Raw genomic sequence first — 18,718 nt, 5'->3', positions numbered from 1 at the left:
TGCATGTGATTGCTGATAAAACAAAATGATGCCCCATTCCGCTTACAACCACAAGAAGGTCCCTCTAAATTTTGCTCGGGCATTATGCTCGATAATCCTCTAACTATAGGTCCTGTGTAACAATCAGAACATTTATTTATAAAGCTTCTTATAATGGGTTTATTTTTATATAAGATCAAGTGGTGAATATCATATTTTTAACCTTACAGACAATGAGTTTATATAACAAACAACAAAATATCTGGACATCCATCCTTAGGAGCGTTATAGAAACGCTCATTCTCGTCTTTTGAGAAGCTTATGGGTGATTAGCTCAGTCGGTAGAGCAGCTGACTCTTAATCAGCGGGTCGTGGGTTCGATCCCCTCATCACCCACCATTCTATTTTATACCGTAAATAACTCATTGATTGCGTAAATTTTTTTAAGATACGAGTTTCTAAATAAAATTGGGCAGTAGGATTTCCCCATATCTGTTTGTTTAAAAGTGAAGATTGTTGATATAGCTTAGTCATCGGTTTTTGTACTTTTTAGGGGACTCAAAAAACTTCCAAAGGACATTTAAAGATCTTTTAATGCGTATTGTTTCTTTTTTTAAAGTCGCAATTGGTAAGGAGAAGCTTCTTACCGACAATCATCTTATTTAAAGGGGTATAAAAATCAACAGTTTTCACTTCTTTTAATATAAATTGATTAAATTTTTTTTGGATTTTTAGCATATTGTTTAAAGACAGAAGAAACTTTGCACTTTAGTTGTATTAGCAGCGTGGATATTTTTTGATAACTCTCCCGCTTAAACAAAAAACTTCTGTAATAATCATCAGTATTCCAAGAGGGTAAATCAAGATAAAATAAAGTATTTAGCGGACATAACAGGAATAAAATTAGATCAGTTTAATTGTTTAAAACTAGTACCTGTTAAACGAAAGACAATAGGCTTTAATGAGGCTTCAAGTTTAAAAATATTAAACTATGAAGTTATGCTATGCTGTCTTTCCGTTAGCTTAACCTCTAAAAATATAAATATTAAGAAAGCCGCTCAGAATCATTATAATATATTGATTTATAATGATTAATTATTCTTTTTTTAAACTTTACTATCATAAACTTCTTTTGTTTCAATCCCTCTTATAATGAATCAATTAAAATTATTATTTTTGCATTATAAATGGGATTAACGTGCGGATAAAGACTATTGAAGAAAAGCATAAAAATGATTCTTATTAACGTTCTTAGGCGCCAAAAATTATCACAACATTGGGAAAATAGTATAATGGTGCAGGCTTACTCTTTTATTAAGTTAAAGATGATGTTGCAACAATGACTTTATTATTATACCATTCACGGGTATTGTTGTGTAATGGGGAAGAGCACTGAGAGAGTTTTCTTAAAAAAATATGTAAATTGGTAACACGATGGTGTCCTGTTCTTATATAGGCACACAAAAAGAAGTAATTGATAACCTTTTATTTATTCAGGTGGTGTTTTGGGGGCTCTTTTCCAATATTGTTGCGCTTCAAAAATGGCGACCACAAATAATGAAATGATGAGCGGTATAATCAAATAAAACATTCTAAAGACAATAAGTGCTGCAATAACATCGGTTGGATTTATATTGGGCATGCCTGTGATGAAGAGAGCTTCAAGAACTCCTACTCCTCCTGCTGGAGCATTAGAGAGAAGAGTTATCGTAAAAGATGCTAGGAAAACACCAAGAACAGAGATAAAATGAATATCTGCGTTGTGTGGGAGAACAGCATATATAATTCCTGCTGCTCCTAAAAGTTCTAGAGGGCTAATGAGAAGCTGTTGAATAACAATTTTCAGCCGTGGATAGGAAAGTTGAATTTTCTTACCCAAGCGTAAGGGTTTTAACTGAAGCCAGCTGCCAAACGTATAAAGTGCTATACAGCTGAGTAAAATTGCTCCAGCTGCTGTTCCTAGCCATTCAGGAAGTTCTTTATGAATGAGGGTGATAATTTCGGGTTGCAGCACCAAAACGATTCCCAAAAGTAAGATTGTACCGATTACAAAAGTAAAAGAGCAAAAACCTACTAATATTGCGATTTCTGTTCCGTTTAACCCTTTCATTTTATAGGCGCGATAGCGTACAACGGCACCAGAAAAAACTGAAGCACCGATATTGTGTGAAAGAGCATAGGTTGTAAATGAACATATAGCGATAAAAATCCAAGAAATTTTATGGCCTAGATGTTGCAAGGCAATTCGATCATATCCAGCAAGAGCAGCATAAGCTAGGAGAGAACATAAACAGGCTAATAACCAGTGCTGTGCATTTAAATTGCTCAAGCGCTCCAATACATCCCCAAATGAAATGGCAGAGAGCTTCATGTAAAGAATTCGAATAGATACCAGCATTGCTAAGATACCAATCAATGGCCATATAAATTGCTTTATTTTCACGATTCTGTATCCATTTTATGTTTTCTGTAAATTTTCATGATTGAGCATATTCCTTACAGATCTTCGTTCTGTTATATACTCTATAATGCCATTGGCAATTTCTTCATCATCTGTTACTACAACATCAGCACCTAAATCAATGAGATATGTTGTTTCTGTGTCGGATAATGCATGTGTGATTATTTGGATATCTTTCTTCATATCACGGATATTCACGATACATTCTCCTACTTCAATGGTACTTCGCATTGTAATAACAACTTTATGTGCATTATTTATATTTGCTGCGTTCATTATTTCTTGTTGAATGATATTGCCGCAAATAGCCTCAAAGCCGTCTGCAATCGCTTTATCAGAGAGGCGTTTTGATTCTTCTACGATCACTATAGGTTTACCTCTATTTATTAAAGATAATGCAACACACTTACCGATACGACCATAGCCAATAATTACGATATGGTTATTTTTTAAGGTCATCGGTAAAAAATCTTGGTCAGGATCTTGTGGATCAATATCAATAATTGTTTGGGTATTTTGTGAAGATGCAGAATTTTTTTCTAGACGTTTTTTAATTTTATTACAGGCAATGAAAACAAGAGGATTAAGCAAAATAGAAAAAATTGCTCCTCCAAGAATTAAATCATGAGCGTCATTGTTTAAAAGTCCTAAGCTTAAACTTAAACCAGCGAGGATAAAGGAAAATTCTCCGATTTGGGCAAGGCTTGCAGAAATAGTCAAAGCTGTTGCATTAGAATAGCGAAAAGCCTTAACGATGAAAAAGGCAACAGCAGATTTTCCGATTACGATAATGAATAAGGTTGCTAAGAGAGGGAAAAAATGAGTTAAGAGTTTCTCGGGGTCAAATAACATGCCTACAGAAACAAAAAAGAGAACAGAAAAAGCATCGCGCAGTGGTAAAGATTCTTCCGCGGCACGGTGGCTTAATTCTGATTCGCTCATGACCATACCAGCAAAAAAAGCACCAAGAGAAAGGGAAACACCAAATAAATGAGCGGCTCCGAAAGCTACTCCTAATGCAATAGCAAAGACGCTAAGACGAAATAATTCACGTGATCCCGATTGTGCGCTCATTTTTAAAAGCCATGGGATAACGCGTCGCCCAATGACGAGCATAAGTGCAATAAATACAATTACTTTCAGGATGGTGAGACCAAAAATACCCCAAATACTTAAATCCAACCATTGAACAAGAGGATCCAACGCTTCTTTTTTGGTATTGCTGAGAGCACTTGCCAAGGAAGGGATGAGGACAAGTATAAGGACCATTGCTAAATCCTCAATAATCAACCATCCAACGGCAATGCGTCCTTTTTCTGTTTCAATAAGATGACGCTCTTGCAAAGCACGTAGCAGGATAACAGTACTTGCTATGGATAAAGCAAGACCGAAGATCAAACTACCACTGAAGCCCCATCCCATAATCAGACCAAGGCACAAACCTAGAAAAGTAGAAAATGCCATTTGTGCAATAGCAGCAGGGACAGCAATAGCTTTGACAGATAAAAGGTCTTTTAATGAAAAGTGGAGCCCAACACCAAACATCAGCAAAATAATACCAATTTCAGCAAGTTGATTAATGATGACGGAATCTATTTTAAATCCGCCTGTATTGGGTCCCACAATAACACCAGCTAACAAATAGCCTACAAGTGGTGAAATACGTAAACGGCTAGCAATCATTCCCAAGAGAAATGCTAAACATAAGCCTGCAACAATAGTTGTGATAAGTGGTGTGTCGTGGAGCATGGATTATTTACTATTCTTGATCAAAAAGCGGATGAATGAAAACGACTATATTTCTATGAGAAGAGAGGCGAGATGTACCATACGCATTAAAGGGCATTTTTATTTCACTTTGATATTTGCACGATTATTTCGCTCACGCCACCAATTTCCTAGCAGGAGTAAAATAGGAGCAGCAATAAAGATAGAGGATGATGTTGCAATAATAATCCCAAAGACCATGGGTAATGCAAAATTATGAACAGCACTTCCACCCCATATCGCCATGGGGAGCATCGCAAGAATTGTTGTAGCTGATGTAAAAAAACAACGTACAAGAACCTGATTAATTGACAGATCAATCAGCTCACGCAACGGCATTTTTTTATAAAGACGCATATTTTCGCGCATCCTATCATAGACGACAACTTTATCATTTATAGAATATCCAACAATTGTTAAGAGCGCAGCGATAGCCGTTAAATTAAAATCAAATTGAAATAAAGCAAAAAAGCCAATCATTTTTGTGGTGTCTAGAATGAGAGTGATAATTGCTCCAACGGCAAAGAACCACTCGAAGCGTAACCATATATAGAGAGACATGGCAATAGCCGCAAGAATAACAGCAGTAAAAGCAGCTGTGGCAAGCTCGCCTGAAATTTTGGGACCAACAACTTCTATTTGATCGAATGTGGTATCGGGATAGATATTTTGTACAGCTGTTTTAACCTTATCAATGGCGATGGTTTGTTGTGCTTCGCTACCGCTTTGTTTCTGCATGCGAATTAATACGGTGTTTTCGTTATCAATATTTTGCAAGGAAACTTCACCAACATTAAGAGTAGAAAGCTTGGAACGCAGAGTTGCTAGATCTGCTGGTGCTTTCGTGGTAATACTCATTTGGCTTCCGCCAATGAAATCAATACCAAAATTCAATCCAGGCTTAAAAAAGAGAAAAACTGAAGCCATTGATAAAACAATTGAGACGCCAATACCAATGAAGCGTGCTTTCATAAAGTGGAAAGTTGTGTTTTGTGGCATGATGTTGAAAGCAGAGTGAATATGCAACTTTTTAATTTTCCATTTACGAACGATCCAAATCATGATGATGCGTACAATGGTGATATTTGTAAACATGGAGATGATAATACCAAGCAACATTGTTACGGCAAAACCACGAACGGGACCGGTGCCGAACCAAAATAGTAAGACAGTCGCTATAATTGCCGTAACATTTGCATCAACAATGGTTGCAAAAGCGTGTTTAAATCCACGATCTAGGGCTGCAAAAGCACCTACACCTTTTCGACTTTCTTCACGGATACGTTCATTGATAAGGATATTAGCATCAACGGCAATACCGATGCCTAAAATAATACCAGCAATACCAGGCAGCGTAAGCGTAGCTCCCAAAAGACTCAGTGCAGCAAATGTTAAAATCGTGTGCAGAGCTAGTGCTATATTGGCAATTAATCCCCAAACACGGTAGAGAAGAAAAATAAAAATTGCAACAAGAATAAAGCCAATTATGCCGGTGTAAAGTCCCATTTGGATGGCATCAGCACCAAGATTTGGACCTACGGTTCTCTCTTCAATGACCGTGAGTGGTGCGGGGAGGGAACCAGCACGAAGCAGAGCAGCCAGAGTTGAGGCTTCTTTGGGGTCAAAGTTTCCTGTAATTTGACCTTGTCCATTGGGAATGACACTATTGATGGTCGGAGCGGTTAAAACCTTATTATCCAGAACAATGGCAAAAGGACGGTTAATATTTTGTCGTGTTATATCGGCAAATATTTTTGCGCCAGCGGAATCTAGAGTAAATGAAATAATGGAACGTCCTGGTATTTGGGGGTCAAAACCTGCACGGGCATCTTTCAGGACATTTCCATCTAAAGCAATTTGATCATAAATTGCATAATGTTGTGTTGCATCAGTGTATCCAGGGAGAATAGAAACACCTATAGGGGGATTATTGGGATCCACATTAGAAGGAACAAGATGAAAACTCATCTTAGCGGTTGTTCCTAAAAGATCACGCAGTTGTTTTGGATCTTGTAGGCCAGGCAATTGGACCATAATACGATCATTTCCAACCTTTTGGATGGCTGGTTCTGAAACACCAACTTGATCTATACGACGACGGATGATTTCTAAGCTTTGTTCAATAGCATTGCTTACACGGTCTTTTATACCAGCTTCCGTTAATGTGACGCGGAGAGTTTCATTTTGAGCACTGATCGTGATGTTATGTTCTGTTGTGCCAAAGCTACTGTGTATGGGGGTTATTAATGTTTTCAAAGCAGAGAGTGCTTTTTCAGTTTGCGATGGGTCAGAAATAAGGGCAATAACGCTATCTTCAACGATACGCACGCTTGAGGTGCGGATTTGTTTTTCACGCAATACATTGCGCACATTGCTTAAAACTATATGTAACTGATCGCGTTTTAACGTTTTGCTATCAACCTCGAGCAGGAGAGAAGAGCCTCCTTGAAGGTCAAGACCAAGTGCTACACGGGTGTCGGGTAAGAATTTCGAGTTTTTAACTTGTTCGTGTGAAAATAAATTGGGTAAAGCAATATAAATGCTGCTTAAAAGAATAAAACAATAAAGGGTAGTTAACCAACCAGGTGTACGCATGATATATTCCGCTAATAGGCAATCTAACAGTTATTCAAAGTTAAAAGCACAAGTAAAATAAGATGATCGTTTTTATAATTCAAGGAAGAGAATTAAGTATGTTCATTGGGAGGAGCGCGTTTATTTGAGAAATATTGCGTTTTAACGTTACGAAATCGTGTGTCAACAGCTGGAACCTTTATTAAAAAGAAATCCAATGTTAGGATTCTTTGAACGGTTCTCATAAAAATAGATTCTGCATGGGGTGTTACAAGTTTTTTGTTTTCAGTTGTGGTAGCATTCAACTGATCACACTTATTTTGTAAATCAAATCTATTCGTTTTAATGATATTATTGGTGTGTGATTGTTTGATTAAGTAAGCACGCGTTCCTAAGGTACTCGTCAAGAATACACCTAAACTGGATAGAAAAATCCAGGTTGTCAAAGGAAGAAAATCTTCTTTTTTGCAATAAAGGTGCAAAAAAAACATGCTAGAGTGCCTTCGTTAATCTTATTGAGTTCATATTATTTATCATTCTTTTATCTTATTATCAGTATTATAGGATAAGGGAAAGCTTTTATAAGATTATTCTATAAAAGTTGAAAATAGCTGCTTTATACCATATTTAAAAGAGAGGAATAAAATCCTTTTTGTGCTTGTAAGGTAGATATGTATTCATTTTGTAGAAAAAACATCCACATACTTTTCCTTCTTTTGGGGATTATCTTTGTATTTAATTCTGGTGCATGGGGGAATCGGGGGGCACAAAGTACAATTGTCGAACAAACGATAGCTTCTTATTCAGTTGATGAAATTATTCAACAACAACTGTTGATTATTGAGACTCTTGAAGAAAATACTGAAACTTTAAAAAGAGATTTTGACAGAAAGCCAGAAGATGAGCGTGCTTTAGAAGAATTGTGGTTACGTGCACAAGATATCAGTGAACGTGCTATTGAGGCAGCATTTGTTTTGCGTCCTCCTCTTAATGAGATTAATACACTTCTTGATCAATTAACGGAGCTCCATCGTGACGTGAAAAAACTGAAAAGCTCAGTGAAGGAATATTCTTACTTGATAGAGCAAAAAGCTAAAATTAACAGTATCATGCTTCGTTTTGAAGCAATTTTCTTAGCGGCAAATAGAATAGCTGAACTTTCTATTTCTCAATCTCGGGAGCTTTTTAAACGCACGCTTACGTATAGGCTTGAGTTTTCGATTCCGATGGTTAAAAATCTCGCCCAAAAAACAAAAGAGGCTTCATCAGATTTTCTTTTGTTATTAGATTCTTGGTGGAATTTTATATTTTATTTCAAGTTTTTACAACTATTTCTTTGCTTTTTAATTCCACTTTTTATTACTTTGGGTCTTTCGTATTTTTCTCAAAAAGTTCTTGTTCATGTGTATTGCCACTTTACGAAGTCTAATGAGAAAATATCTTATTTACAACGCTTATTGATTGCCTTTATTTCAGTTCTCTTACCTTCACTTGTATGTATTCTTTGCGTTTATCTTGTGTTGTTTTTGTTTCGTAGTTTTAACTTAGATCTAGGTAAGCTTACAACAGTTTTTGATATGATAGGTTGTCAAATTATTTTAGTATTTTTAATCAATCGCTTAGCGATTGTTCTTTTATCATCGAATATGCCCCATGTGCGTCTTCTCAGTATTGCACCATCATCTGCTTATCAATTAGTGATTTTACTCACTTCTTTAGGGGGTGTTTTGGCATTTGACGCTGTTCTTGATAGTATTTATGAAATCATTTCAGCGCCTCTATCTTTGACAATTGCTAAAAGTTTTATTGCTGTTTTTCTTGTAGCAATATTGCTGTTTATAATATCATTTGTACCTTTGCGGTTTAGACGTAGGCGTTTTCAAGGAGAAAAAAAAGAGCCATACTTTTGTCCATTTTACATACGCATTCCTCTTATTGGCTTGGGATTACTGCTCTTTGTGTTGAATTTTTTAGGTTATGTTGGTCTTGCGCGTTTTATTATGCAGCAAATTATGATTGATGGAGCATTTTTAGTTCTCATGTATTTAGGAATACAAAGCGCTCAAGCACTTGGAACTAAAGACCAATTTATGAAAACAACGGTTGGTCACCTTTTGATGCAGAGGTTTCATTTAGAAGAAAAAACGATGAATCAATTGGGAGTTTTTGTGAGCGTTTTTCTCAATTTATTTGTTGTTATATTTTGTGCAATACCAATTGCTGTACAGTTTGGATTTTCCTATTCTGATTTAAAAGCAGTTTTGTGGCAATCGGTGACCGGTTTTCAGATTGGAAATATTACTCTTTCTTTGATTTCTCTTGTAACAGGAATGATTTCTTTTTGTGTTTGCTGGTTTCTTATTCGCCGATTTATTGGTTGGTTAGATAGTGTGGTGTTGGTTCATGGAGAGTTCGATTCTGGTATACGTAATTCTATCAAAACAGTGATAAGTTATGGAGGCATTGTTGTATCTGCTTTGACGGGATTATCAATGGCAGGTTTGGATCTTAGAAATTTCGCTCTTATTGCTGGAGGACTTTCACTGGGTATAGGTTTTGGTTTACAGAATATTGTCCAAAACTTTGTCTCTGGACTTATTATTTTAGTTGGAAGACCATTTAAAATAGGAGACTATATAGAATCTGGATCAGTAGCTGGTATTGTTAAGCGTATTAGTGTGCGTGCAACGGAACTTGAGACTATTCAGCGTAAGACGATTATTATTCCCAATTCAAGCCTTATTAATAATAATGTTAGTAATTGGACACGACGCAATAAAGTAGGACGAATTGATATACCAGTTATTGTATCATCTAAGGTTACTCCAGAGCATGTTGTTGAAATTTTGTTAGAGATTGCTTCTTCGACAGAAGGCGTTTTAAAAAATCCTATCCCACAGGTGAGTTTTACGGCATTTGATCGTAAGAGTTTTTCCTTTAATTTAGCTATTTATGTGCCTAATATTACTTCACCTTCTCATATAACCAACGCTCTTCGATTTAGCCTATATAAGCGTTTTGCTGAGGAAGGAATCTTAGAATGCTGAAATATACTTATGTTTTGATTACAGTTATTCTGTTAAGTATTTTTACCATAACAGCTTTTGCTGCAACAGTGAAGAATACTGATTTAAAGATACAATCTCTCATTGTTGTTGAAGGAAGTATACCTTCAAAAATTTCTTTAAATACTCATCAAACAATTACAATTTGTATGAAGGGATGTTTTATAACTTTTCCTAATAAAGACCGTTTTGCAATAAAGGCAGATGATAATATAGAAATCAATAGGGGAAGAGCAATTTTTAAATAAAATAATTGAGAATTTTTGTTTGGGGACAAGATTTAGAAGGATAATGATATTGTGCGTAATTAATAATCTTATCCTTTAGAAAATGGTAAAAAAAGGTATGATTTTAGTATAAAATAGGTGTGATTTTTATACTATGTAGAATCTACAGTTATGCATTTTTGATGTAAGATTATTGAGGTATTTATAATATTTTTAATGAATATCAATTTTCTAAAAATTATTACATCATTTTTAGAATTTTTTCTCATAAAAAATGCATAAAATGTACTATTTTGTGATTTTTTTGCAGTATTATTGGTACAAAATGTTTTATATTTTTTCCTTTTAAAAATATAATAGGTTTTTTTATTAAATATTTATTATTTAAAGTATTGATTATTATAATATTTTAAAATTTATTTGATAATATTAAATTTTGATGTAATGATATATTAGTATAGTGATAGATTTAAATGTAACTATAAAGGAGTACATGCGATTTTGCGGCATAAGATTTTATAAAACTTTGTTTTTCTAAATGTGATTTTTGATTATATTTAAATTTAGCAATGGGGTATAATTTTATGAATACAAAATTTATAACAGCATCTGTTTTTTCGTTAATTTCACCTTCTATAGTACAGGCTGCAGATGTGGTGGCTCATGAAGAGCCGATACATGTTGCCTCAGAAGTTGTTGCTTCTTCACCTTTTTCTTGGGCAGGTTTTTATTTTGGGGGGCAAGTTGGGGGCTTTTCAAGTAAAATTTCTGCAATAACGCCTCATGTTGATATTCCTCTCCTTCATACTGAGGAGAGTAAAAGTAAACCATGGATCCCCATCGAGAAACAGTATCTGCCCGATCTTTCTGGGTTTATAGGTGGTTTTTATGCGGGTGTTAATTTTGATCTCGGTAATAATTTTATTATGGGGATTGATACGGATATCGTTTTAACGGAAAAAAAGGATACAAAAACAAAATTTCAGGCTGATGAATCGAGTGCTGGTGGTCCTGATACTGATGGTCCTGATACTGAAGGATCGGGTACTAAAGAATCGGGTAGTGATACTGATGCAAGTGCAGAAAAAAAAAGTCGAAAAAGGGCAAAACTTGTCAGGAGACAGGGTAGAGGCTTTTCTCGCTCTGCTGCAGAGGCTAAAGAAGAGAAAGACAGTTTAACTTTTAATCATACGTTAAAACAAAAATGGACAGGTGCTACACGGGTGCGTGTTGGGTTTTCTGCAGGGCGTGTGATGCCTTATATTGCTGGTGGTGTTGCTTATGGACAGTTTCAAGATATTTTGTCGACAGTAATTACGGGAAGTGAGCCATTTAATAGGACATCGGATGTAACAAAAACGATGATTGGTTATACTCTCGGTGGTGGTGTTGATTTTGCAATGACAGACCATTTTGTTGTGCGTGCGGAATATCGTTACTCAGATTTTGGTAAAAAGAAATTTAAAGACGAGATTGAAGTTAAGTATAAGACGAATGATTTTCGCGCAGGAATAGCTTACAAATTCTAGTTTTGTAGGATAAAGGAGCTTAAATTTAAGAGGTCCTATTTCTTTGATAGGGCCTTTATTTTTTAATTTTATGCATTGCAAATACTATTTTATAGTGAAAAAAGGGAGCTTTGACTTTGAGTGAGAATGAGGAGGTAAGGAAGAGTTACTCAGATTCTTAATTGTTAAGAATGAAAAATTTTTAGTTCACGAGGTGTGGTTGAAATATTTGTTAGCAAAGAAGGATTAATTCGTCTTTCATATTATTACAGTTATCATTTTATAATATCGTTATAGAGTTACAAACAGTAAATTTAAAGAGAGTTTTTACTATCTAAGTAATGAGAAAATAAAGAAAATTCACATAGAGCGATGCGGGCGGCGTGCACGTTTGTGCACCAATTTTTTCTTCCCTTAGAACTCTCTACAATATCATCTGATAGCGCGGTTTATCTTTGTTCTATTTAATAACTAATTGTTTTTATTTTATTTTATTTATTAAATTGCCTTTTATATATAATCTTTGTACCAGATGAAAGTGCTCTAAGTGCGATTCAAAGGATGGTTTTTAAAAGGTGGTTCGAAGAACAAGAACACGTGATAGACTGTCTGTCTTATCTGTATCTATCTAAAGGCAAATATGCTGACAAAGCTGGTTTATGGCTTATCAAAACTACACCAGATCAAGGATGATAGTTTTTTAGATTTTACCTCAATAAAAGACGACGAGAAATGGGATTAGGCTCTTGTAGCAAGATACCTTTAAAAGAAGCATGGTTCAAAACTTCAGCTTGTTGTGATCTTTTGGATCAAGGAATTGACCCAATTTGCCGAAAACAAAAAGAAAATTTGCGTCGGGCAGGGGTGGTATTTCTTTACGAGAAATTGCCTCCAGTGCGTTTTAAGCAAAAAAACGAATTGAAAAATGAAGGAAAAGCAGCAAGGTGGCTAATACCTCTTGAGTAACATGTTTTTCCTAAATTTGATGATACGCCAATTACTGAACTGACGCAAATTGATATAAAAGGATGCATTTCTCCCATTTGGAAGACAAAAAACGAAACAGCAAGTAAAACTCTATCCCACTTGAATATAGCTATAAAACATGCGGCGGCACTTGGTATAGATGTGGATATGCAATTAAAAGCAAAAGCTTTATTAGAAAAGTTTATTCAAAATACCAAAAATATCCAGCAATGCCATGGAAAAAATGCCTAAGTTTTTTCAATCTTAAAATGATGAGCTTGTATCAAATCTAGCCTTAACACTTCTTATTTTGACGGGGGGAGGGCGTTCTATTCCAATCAGGCATATTCGGTCAGAAGAGATTTATAGATCAATATGGATTATCCCAAAAGAAAATATGAAGAGAATTGTTGGAAAGGTTTCTGACTTTCATGTGCCGCTTACAGCTGAAGCGCTTGCTGTTATTGAAAAAGCAAAAAAATGTTTTTTTATTTGCTGAGAGTTCTGGAAAGCCTATATCTGATGTAGCACTTTCTAACTTCATGAAAGACAAAGGTTTTGATTATAGACTTCATGGTTTCAGATCGATTCTGCGGGACTGGATAGCAGAGATAACGTCAACATCATTTGAAATTGCAGAATCTGTTCTTGCGTATTCAGTTGAGAAGTCAGTGACAAAGGCTTACATGCTGACGGATTTTTTAGAACAGCGCCGTGTCCTCTTAGAACAATGGGCGTCTTTTATATCAGGAGAGGCTTGATAATATGTCTATTATCAAGTCAGGTGTCTAAGAAACACTTAAGCGATTAGCGGATAGATTACGATATAATCTCTCATTCCTTGTGTTAAAAGCGGGGAAGGGTAAAGCTTTCAGTTTTTGGTTAGTCACTGTTTTAAACGTGCACAGACATTGTCTATCACATCCATAAGACGAGCAAAATCAAGGATAAGCAAAAAGAGGATGAATACAATCCATTTTGTATAACGTGACATCACTTTTACACTTTTGTAGGTCATGATGATTTCTTGAAGGATTTCTTTTTCTGCTTCTGTAATTTCTATATCGTCTTGTGTTTTTTTTTCTAACCATGTTTCCAACCACACAAGCGTTCAGCTAGATTATTGTGCTTTAAGATCTCTCTGGCTAAGTTTAAACTGATGGCGTTCAGATCTTGCTGGCTTAAATAAATTGGCAACCAGCCAACACAAGAAGAAACATATTTATTTGTCGCGCAACCAGTCAGAGAGAGCAGCGCGCACATCAGCATCACTTTTTTGATTAACTTCACTTTCCACCTCCAGCCGTGTTGTGGCTGCTTTTAAAGCTTTTTCTGTTTGCTTTTGTTGCTCTGCTTTTTTCCCAAGAGTAAAAGCTCTTGCTAAAATCATAAAAAAAGCGGCTAAAGCCGCGCCTGTTATCATCAGATTTCTTTTCATCCATAAGATCATAGGCGGTGCTCCTGAAAGCGTTTAGCAACAAAGAAAATACCAGCACACGCAGCTAAAATCATAATGGTTGCCAAAGCCCATTGGATTGGTCCATTTCCTGCTAACAAACCACCTAGCCCAGAAAAAGAACCAATAATCGGTGCAAGGGCTTCTGCTTTAAAAAGTCCCGTTGGTGCTTGCGTTTCTACGGTTTGGTAGTTAGAGAAAACAAAAGCCCCTTTTGCCCATAAGCCTGTTTCTGCCGCACGCCGGTGTGCGAGACCTTCAAGACGCTTCCCGCCTGCTTTGGTCCATTTCTGTAGCTCTGCAGGGACAGCTTCATATTCACCTTGATTGAGCTTTTTTAACAGTGTCGAGTTACAAAAGGCTGTTGTTCCTACATTATAGCAAAAAGATACTAACGCCGCGAATTGTTCATCTGTTAATGAAACTGTAACAGCGCGTTCAACGACATTTTCAAATTGTCTTAAGTCTTGGCAAAGAAGTTCTTCTGCTTGCTTTTCAGTGATTGTCATGCTTTTGTGAACAAAAGGTTTTCCAGCACTGTTTGTATGTCCATAACCTATTGTCCACACCCCAATGGCATTTTTATAGGCGTTCAAACGCAAACCTTCCCATTGTTTAATAAGTGCTAGTCCTTCTGATGATATTTTTTGCATGTGATTCTCCATAAAAAAGCTCCACAAAAAGCAGAGCTGGATTAAAAAATTGATATTTTTCCCATTTGAAAGGATGGCTTGTTAAAACCTATGTAGCTTGTTCATTGGAACAAAAGAATGTATTTGACATTATTTATTCTGTAGCATATAAACTACAGATGTTTATTGTTAAAAAAACACACTATTTTACAGAGTGGTTAGACTCGTTAAAAGACAAACAAGTGCAAAAGAAAATTGCTGCACGTATTTTCCGCCTTGAATATGGGCTTCTAGGAGACGTGAAATATTTCCGTGGCATTGGTGAACTAAAAATAAATTATGGACCAGGCTATAGGATTTATTTTGTAAAACAAGGGAAACAAATCATTTTGTTATTAAATGCTGGTGATAAATCCACACAACAAAAAGATATCGAAAAAGCCCTTCAATTAGTAAAGGAAATGAAACATGGAAATTACTAAATTTGATGTAAGTGAATATTTTAATACGCCTGAAGACTTTAAGATTTTATTAGATGATGCTTTAGAAACAAAGAATAGTGGCTATATTGCACATGTATTAGGTATTATTGCGCGTAAACAAGGAATGACAACTGTTTCTCAAAAGACAGGACTAAATCGCGAGTCTCTTTATCGTTCTTTAAGCGATAAAGGTGATCCACGACTTTCTACTTTTCTTAGTGTTTTGAGTGCGTTAGATTTACAAATAAGTTTAACACCTGCAAAAAATAATTGTAAGGAAGAGACAGCTTTAGAAGAAGCATCTTGACCACCTCCCCATTTTTGAGAACGGGGAGGGGAGGCATATTTTTTACTTAAGCGGCTTTCACTACAGATCTTTCTAAGACTTGTTTTGCTTCTTTGATTATGGCTTTGTAATGCTTGCTTTCTTCTACCAACGTAAAGGCTTTGACAAGATGCATGTGGAGAGGTCCATAAATGTAAACAGCCTTTTTAGTTGGAGACATTTTATCCCAATCTTTTGGGAAAGCAAAACGTATATCATCATAATCAACAAATTGACTTTTTAGTTTCTTTTCACATTCAATAAAGTAACGACGAGCTTGACGTCCTTTCTCATTGCGCTCAACCATTGAGAGCTCTTTCGCCATATCTAAGGTGAGATGATATTCTTTACTTATAACATTTTTACGTTTCTCATTTTTGAGAAACGTAAAACCATAATCTTGATTTTCCAAAAATCCATATTCTTTAATACGGCGTACAATCCAATCTGCAAATTTAGAGTTGACTTCTAAAAACGTATGTAATTCACGTGCGTTAACCGTTTGAACAGTTTCTTGACCAATATTTTGTTNAAGCCGTGTTGTGGCTGCTTTTAAAGCTTTTTCTGTTTGCTTTTGTTGCTCTGCTTTTTTCCCAAGAGTAAAAGCTCTTGCTAATGCAATAAAAAAAGCGGCTAAAGCCGCGCCTGTTATCATCAGATTTCTTTTCATCCATAAGATCATAGACGATGCTCCTGAAAGCGTTTAGCAACAAAGAAAATACCAGCACATGCGGCTAAAATCATAATGGTGGCCAAAGCCCATTGGATTGGCCCATTTCCTGCTAATAAGCCTCCAAGCCCAGAAAAAGAACCAATAATCGGTGCAAGGGCTTCTGCTTTGAAAACCCCCGTTGATGCTTGCGTTTCTACGGTTTGGTAGTTAGAGGAAACAAAAGCACCTTTCGCCCATAAGCCTGTTTCTGCTGCACGCCGGTGTGCTAGACCTTCAAGACGCTTCCCGCCTGCTTTGGTCCATTTCTGTAGCTCGGCAGGGACAGCTTCATATTCACCTTGATTGAGCTTTTTTAACAGTGTCGAGTTACAAAAGGCTGTTGTTCCTACATTATAGCAAAATGACACTAACGCCGCGAACTGTTCATCTGTTAATGAAACTGTAACAGCGCGTTCAACGGCATTTTCAAATTGTCTTAAGTCTTGGCAAAGAAGTTCTTCTGCTTGCTTTTCAGTGATTGTCATGCCTTCGTAAATAAAAGGCTTTCCAGCACTGTTTGTATGTCCATAACCTATTGTCCACACCCCAATGGCATCTTTATAGGCGTTCAAACGCAAACCTTCCCATTGTTTGATAAGTGCTAGTCCTTCTGATGATATTTTTCGCATATGATTCTCCATAAAAAAAGCCCCGCAAAAAGCAGAGCTGGATTAAAAAATTGACATCTTTCTCATTCGGAAAGATAGCTTGGTTAAGCTTCATGTCGCTTTTTCATTGGAATAAAAGAAGATTTTTTCTCAACTTTTAATTTCTTTCTTGACAAATATTCGTTTATAAACGAATATACATCATGTTTGAAATACGTCACTACCTTACTTCTGATGGCAAAGACTTGATAGCTGATTGGCTGCGAAAGCTCCGTGATATGCAGGCTAAAACTGCAATTATTCGCCGCCTTAATCGTTTAGAGCAGGGAAACTTTGGCGATTTCAAGCCGCTTCGTGAGGGTATTCATGAATTGCGTATTAATGTTGGTCCTGGCTACCGAGTTTATTATGTCCAATCTGGAAAGACCGTATTGTTGCTATTATGCGGTGGCAGCAAAAAAACACAAGAGACTGATATCACTCGTGCATGTGCTTGCTGGCGTGATTGGCAAAACCGTGAAGATTAAAGGAGTGCAAAAATGAAAGACCGTAACCATGATGATGCAATGGCAGAAATATTCCATGATGATCCTGAGCTGGCAGCAGCTACCCTTGATGCAATCCTAGCAGATGGTGATCAGGGTGAACTGCTTGTAACTCTACGCCAAATGGCCAAAGCTTATGGTGGTGTTCAAGCTGTAGCTAAAGCAGCCAACTTGAACCCAACACAACTTTACCGTACACTTTCAGAGAAAGGTAATCCAGAGTTCCGCAGCTTGAATGCTTTACTGCGTACCATGGGGTTTCGTTTAGCTGTACAGCCTCTTGAACGACCAGTTCCACACGTGTAACTTTAGTGTTCACTCCCCACCTTTAAAGATGGGGAAGGGAGGTACTTAAGCAACATTTTTAATGGGGTTGTCTAAATTTGGTTCATAAGCACGCAACAAAGAATCCATGCTATGCGGTAGTTCTGAAGCTCCAAAATCTGTAAGAATTGCCAAAATCTTTGTAATATTAGGCACGTCATCTTGAAGTTTTAAAATCAAAGCTTTTTCCACTACACTCATAGTGTCAACCAAAGCAGTACACTCTTTGTTGCTTATATTTTCATGTCTAGAAAATTGAGATAATGCTATCCACAAATCGCATAAAAAGTTAGTATCTACCTTCATTGCACACCTCCATGGATTTGTTCTCTCAAACATGCCAATCCTCTGGATGTGATTTTAGTTGAAGGCAGCACCTTCTCTGTTCCGTCCGGTCTTTGAATGGTAATAGCAGGACAGTCCATGAATCCTTTCTTAATTTTGTCTTGATAGGGCAACAGAGGCGCCCCTGGAGCCCGTCGATAAACCCAATCATGTTTACGCAAGTAATCCGTTAAATCTTTTGGTCGTACCTCTAGCATCTTTGCTGCTTCTATCAAACCAAACAAACCATCAGAACGCTTTAAACCTTCCAAAGCTTTTGCTTTTGGTTCTAATTTAGCAATGGTGTTATCCTTTTGCTCAATTTGGTTTTGTAAATGTGTCAAAAAGCCAATCATTGCTTGAGGACTTGAGTAGTCTATCTGTGGAACAGCTACCTGCTTTTCCAACTCTTGCCAACGGTCAATAATCTTTGCTCGTAATGTAGTGTTATAACCAGAAACAAGAATTAAACATTCACGCTTAGGTAAGTTGTAACAAGGACGGTTTTCACCTTTTGCATCAATGTAAGTACCTATAAAATCAACCAATCCAAATTTGGAGCCGTTAAGTTCTTCAAGCATCTTCTTGATATCACGCATAATATGTGCGTGCTGCTTTTTACACAAATCAGCAATTTCACGACTAGACATAGTTTGAGGGATAGCACTATTAGCAGTGCTTCCTTTAATTTCTATAAGAGTGTTCATAAGAATTCCTTACTATTTAGATGTTTCTTAATGACACTTTTAAAAAGTGCCGGGTG

Annotated in this window: 22 protein-coding genes, 1 tRNA gene and 1 pseudogene; 12 read left to right on the top strand and 12 right to left on the bottom strand. The window is 36.4% G+C overall.

The features are described 5' to 3' along the window. The first annotated feature begins 302 nt into the window (after positions 1–302). Positions 303–378: transfer RNA gene (locus ACFILU_RS00255), tRNA-Lys, on the top strand. Positions 379–1,468: 1,090 nt separating this feature from the next. Here ACFILU_RS00255 and ACFILU_RS00250 read toward each other — a convergent pair. The 4 genes from ACFILU_RS00250 to ACFILU_RS00235 all read right to left on the bottom strand — a co-directional run bounded on the left by ACFILU_RS00250 (position 1,469) and on the right by ACFILU_RS00235 (position 7,272). Beyond that, the gene (locus ACFILU_RS00250) at positions 1,469–2,422 is read right to left on the bottom strand and encodes a YbhN family protein (RefSeq protein WP_273790695.1); all 954 of its coding nucleotides are present in this window, start codon (positions 2,420–2,422) and stop codon (positions 1,469–1,471) included. 15 nt (positions 2,423–2,437) lie between these two features. Further along, positions 2,438–4,189 carry a YbaL family putative K(+) efflux transporter gene (gene ybaL, locus ACFILU_RS00245; RefSeq protein WP_375674310.1) on the bottom strand — a complete coding sequence of 584 codons (1,752 nt, stop codon included), beginning with the start codon at positions 4,187–4,189 and terminating at the stop codon, positions 2,438–2,440. Between the two features lie 99 nt (positions 4,190–4,288). Further along, entirely contained in the window at positions 4,289–6,802 is a 2,514-nt protein-coding gene (secD, locus tag ACFILU_RS00240; RefSeq protein ID WP_375674309.1) for a protein translocase subunit SecD, read from the bottom strand. Between the two features lie 92 nt (positions 6,803–6,894). Continuing rightward, the gene (locus ACFILU_RS00235) at positions 6,895–7,272 is read right to left on the bottom strand and encodes a hypothetical protein (RefSeq protein ID WP_273790698.1); all 378 of its coding nucleotides are present in this window, start codon (positions 7,270–7,272) and stop codon (positions 6,895–6,897) included. A gap of 180 nt (positions 7,273–7,452) precedes the next feature. On the opposite strand from ACFILU_RS00235, the gene ACFILU_RS00230 reads away from it, so the two are divergent. The 7 genes and pseudogenes from ACFILU_RS00230 to ACFILU_RS00200 all read left to right on the top strand — a co-directional run bounded on the left by ACFILU_RS00230 (position 7,453) and on the right by ACFILU_RS00200 (position 13,308). Beyond that, on the top strand, positions 7,453–9,828 hold the full coding sequence (locus ACFILU_RS00230; protein ID WP_375674308.1) for a mechanosensitive ion channel domain-containing protein: 2,376 nt from the start codon (positions 7,453–7,455) through the stop codon (positions 9,826–9,828). Beyond that, positions 9,822–10,094 (top strand): hypothetical protein, encoded by a 273-nt coding sequence (locus tag ACFILU_RS00225; RefSeq protein ID WP_273790700.1) that lies wholly within the window; start codon positions 9,822–9,824, stop codon positions 10,092–10,094. The genes ACFILU_RS00230 and ACFILU_RS00225 overlap by 7 nt, the downstream gene beginning before the upstream one ends. Positions 10,095–10,657: 563 nt before the next feature. After that, positions 10,658–11,602, top strand: coding sequence for an outer membrane protein (locus tag ACFILU_RS00220; protein ID WP_375674307.1), 945 nt, complete (start codon positions 10,658–10,660; stop codon positions 11,600–11,602). A 711-nt stretch (positions 11,603–12,313) separates the two neighbouring features. Beyond that, positions 12,314–12,547, top strand: a complete 234-nt coding sequence (locus tag ACFILU_RS00215) for a hypothetical protein (RefSeq protein ID WP_375658136.1) — start codon at positions 12,314–12,316, stop codon at positions 12,545–12,547. Between the two features lie 30 nt (positions 12,548–12,577). Then, positions 12,578–12,643 (top strand): annotated as a pseudogene (locus tag ACFILU_RS00210) (hypothetical protein); the annotation flags it as partial. Between the two features lie 24 nt (positions 12,644–12,667). Next, positions 12,668–12,799, top strand: a complete 132-nt coding sequence (locus ACFILU_RS00205) for a hypothetical protein (RefSeq protein WP_375660843.1) — start codon at positions 12,668–12,670, stop codon at positions 12,797–12,799. A gap of 179 nt (positions 12,800–12,978) precedes the next feature. Continuing rightward, positions 12,979–13,308: a hypothetical protein gene (locus ACFILU_RS00200; protein WP_375674306.1), complete on the top strand. Its 330-nt coding sequence runs from the start codon at positions 12,979–12,981 to the stop codon at positions 13,306–13,308. 125 nt (positions 13,309–13,433) lie between these two features. Here ACFILU_RS00200 and ACFILU_RS00195 read toward each other — a convergent pair whose 3' ends face one another. The 4 genes from ACFILU_RS00195 to ACFILU_RS00180 are packed head-to-tail and all read right to left on the bottom strand — an operon-like array spanning position 13,434 to position 14,656. Beyond that, positions 13,434–13,652 carry a hypothetical protein gene (locus ACFILU_RS00195; RefSeq protein ID WP_375674305.1) on the bottom strand — a complete coding sequence of 73 codons (219 nt, stop codon included), beginning with the start codon at positions 13,650–13,652 and terminating at the stop codon, positions 13,434–13,436. Continuing rightward, complete coding sequence (locus ACFILU_RS00190) at positions 13,631–13,837, bottom strand: hypothetical protein (protein WP_375674304.1); 207 nt, start codon at positions 13,835–13,837, stop codon at positions 13,631–13,633. Before ACFILU_RS00190 ends, ACFILU_RS00195 begins: the two co-directional genes overlap by 22 nt. Then, positions 13,770–13,997: a hypothetical protein gene (locus ACFILU_RS00185; RefSeq protein ID WP_375674303.1), complete on the bottom strand. Its 228-nt coding sequence runs from the start codon at positions 13,995–13,997 to the stop codon at positions 13,770–13,772. Before ACFILU_RS00185 ends, ACFILU_RS00190 begins: the two co-directional genes overlap by 68 nt. Beyond that, positions 13,994–14,656 carry a lysozyme gene (locus ACFILU_RS00180; protein WP_375674302.1) on the bottom strand — a complete coding sequence of 221 codons (663 nt, stop codon included), beginning with the start codon at positions 14,654–14,656 and terminating at the stop codon, positions 13,994–13,996. Before ACFILU_RS00180 ends, ACFILU_RS00185 begins: the two co-directional genes overlap by 4 nt. Before the next feature lie 158 nt (positions 14,657–14,814). On the opposite strand from ACFILU_RS00180, the gene ACFILU_RS00175 reads away from it, so the two are divergent. Both ACFILU_RS00175 and ACFILU_RS00170 read left to right on the top strand, forming a co-directional pair. Beyond that, positions 14,815–15,117 carry a type II toxin-antitoxin system RelE/ParE family toxin gene (locus ACFILU_RS00175; protein WP_006589072.1) on the top strand — a complete coding sequence of 101 codons (303 nt, stop codon included), beginning with the start codon at positions 14,815–14,817 and terminating at the stop codon, positions 15,115–15,117. Continuing rightward, positions 15,104–15,424, top strand: a complete 321-nt coding sequence (locus tag ACFILU_RS00170) for an addiction module antidote protein (protein WP_375674301.1) — start codon at positions 15,104–15,106, stop codon at positions 15,422–15,424. The genes ACFILU_RS00175 and ACFILU_RS00170 overlap by 14 nt, the downstream gene beginning before the upstream one ends. 46 nt (positions 15,425–15,470) lie before the next feature. On the opposite strand, the gene ACFILU_RS00165 is transcribed toward ACFILU_RS00170, so the two are convergent. After that, the gene (locus tag ACFILU_RS00165) at positions 15,471–16,097 is read right to left on the bottom strand and encodes an antA/AntB antirepressor family protein (RefSeq protein ID WP_375674300.1); all 627 of its coding nucleotides are present in this window, start codon (positions 16,095–16,097) and stop codon (positions 15,471–15,473) included. Between the two features lie 23 nt (positions 16,098–16,120). Continuing rightward, positions 16,121–16,783, bottom strand: coding sequence for a lysozyme (locus ACFILU_RS00160; protein WP_375674299.1), 663 nt, complete (start codon positions 16,781–16,783; stop codon positions 16,121–16,123). A gap of 182 nt (positions 16,784–16,965) precedes the next feature. On the opposite strand from ACFILU_RS00160, the gene ACFILU_RS00155 reads away from it, so the two are divergent. After that, complete coding sequence (locus ACFILU_RS00155) at positions 16,966–17,289, top strand: type II toxin-antitoxin system RelE/ParE family toxin (RefSeq protein WP_375674298.1); 324 nt, start codon at positions 16,966–16,968, stop codon at positions 17,287–17,289. 12 nt (positions 17,290–17,301) lie between these two features. Beyond that, a complete protein-coding gene (locus ACFILU_RS00150) occupies positions 17,302–17,613 on the top strand; it encodes an addiction module antidote protein (RefSeq protein WP_317993624.1) in 312 nt (103 codons plus the stop codon). 45 nt (positions 17,614–17,658) lie between these two features. Here ACFILU_RS00150 and ACFILU_RS00145 read toward each other — a convergent pair whose 3' ends face one another. Together ACFILU_RS00145 and ACFILU_RS00140 are read right to left on the bottom strand one after the other, a co-directional pair. Next, a complete protein-coding gene (locus ACFILU_RS00145) occupies positions 17,659–17,937 on the bottom strand; it encodes a hypothetical protein (protein ID WP_375674297.1) in 279 nt (92 codons plus the stop codon). Then, entirely contained in the window at positions 17,934–18,662 is a 729-nt protein-coding gene (locus ACFILU_RS00140) for a phage antirepressor KilAC domain-containing protein (protein ID WP_375674296.1), read from the bottom strand. Before ACFILU_RS00140 ends, ACFILU_RS00145 begins: the two co-directional genes overlap by 4 nt. Between the last annotated feature and the right edge of the window lie 56 nt (positions 18,663–18,718).

This window comes from Bartonella sp. CL100XZDX, assembly GCF_042195375.1.
Taxonomy (GTDB): domain Bacteria; phylum Pseudomonadota; class Alphaproteobacteria; order Rhizobiales; family Rhizobiaceae; genus Bartonella.
The sequence above is the reverse complement of the archived record's forward strand: the minus strand, read 5'-3'. Positions and strand labels throughout refer to the sequence as shown.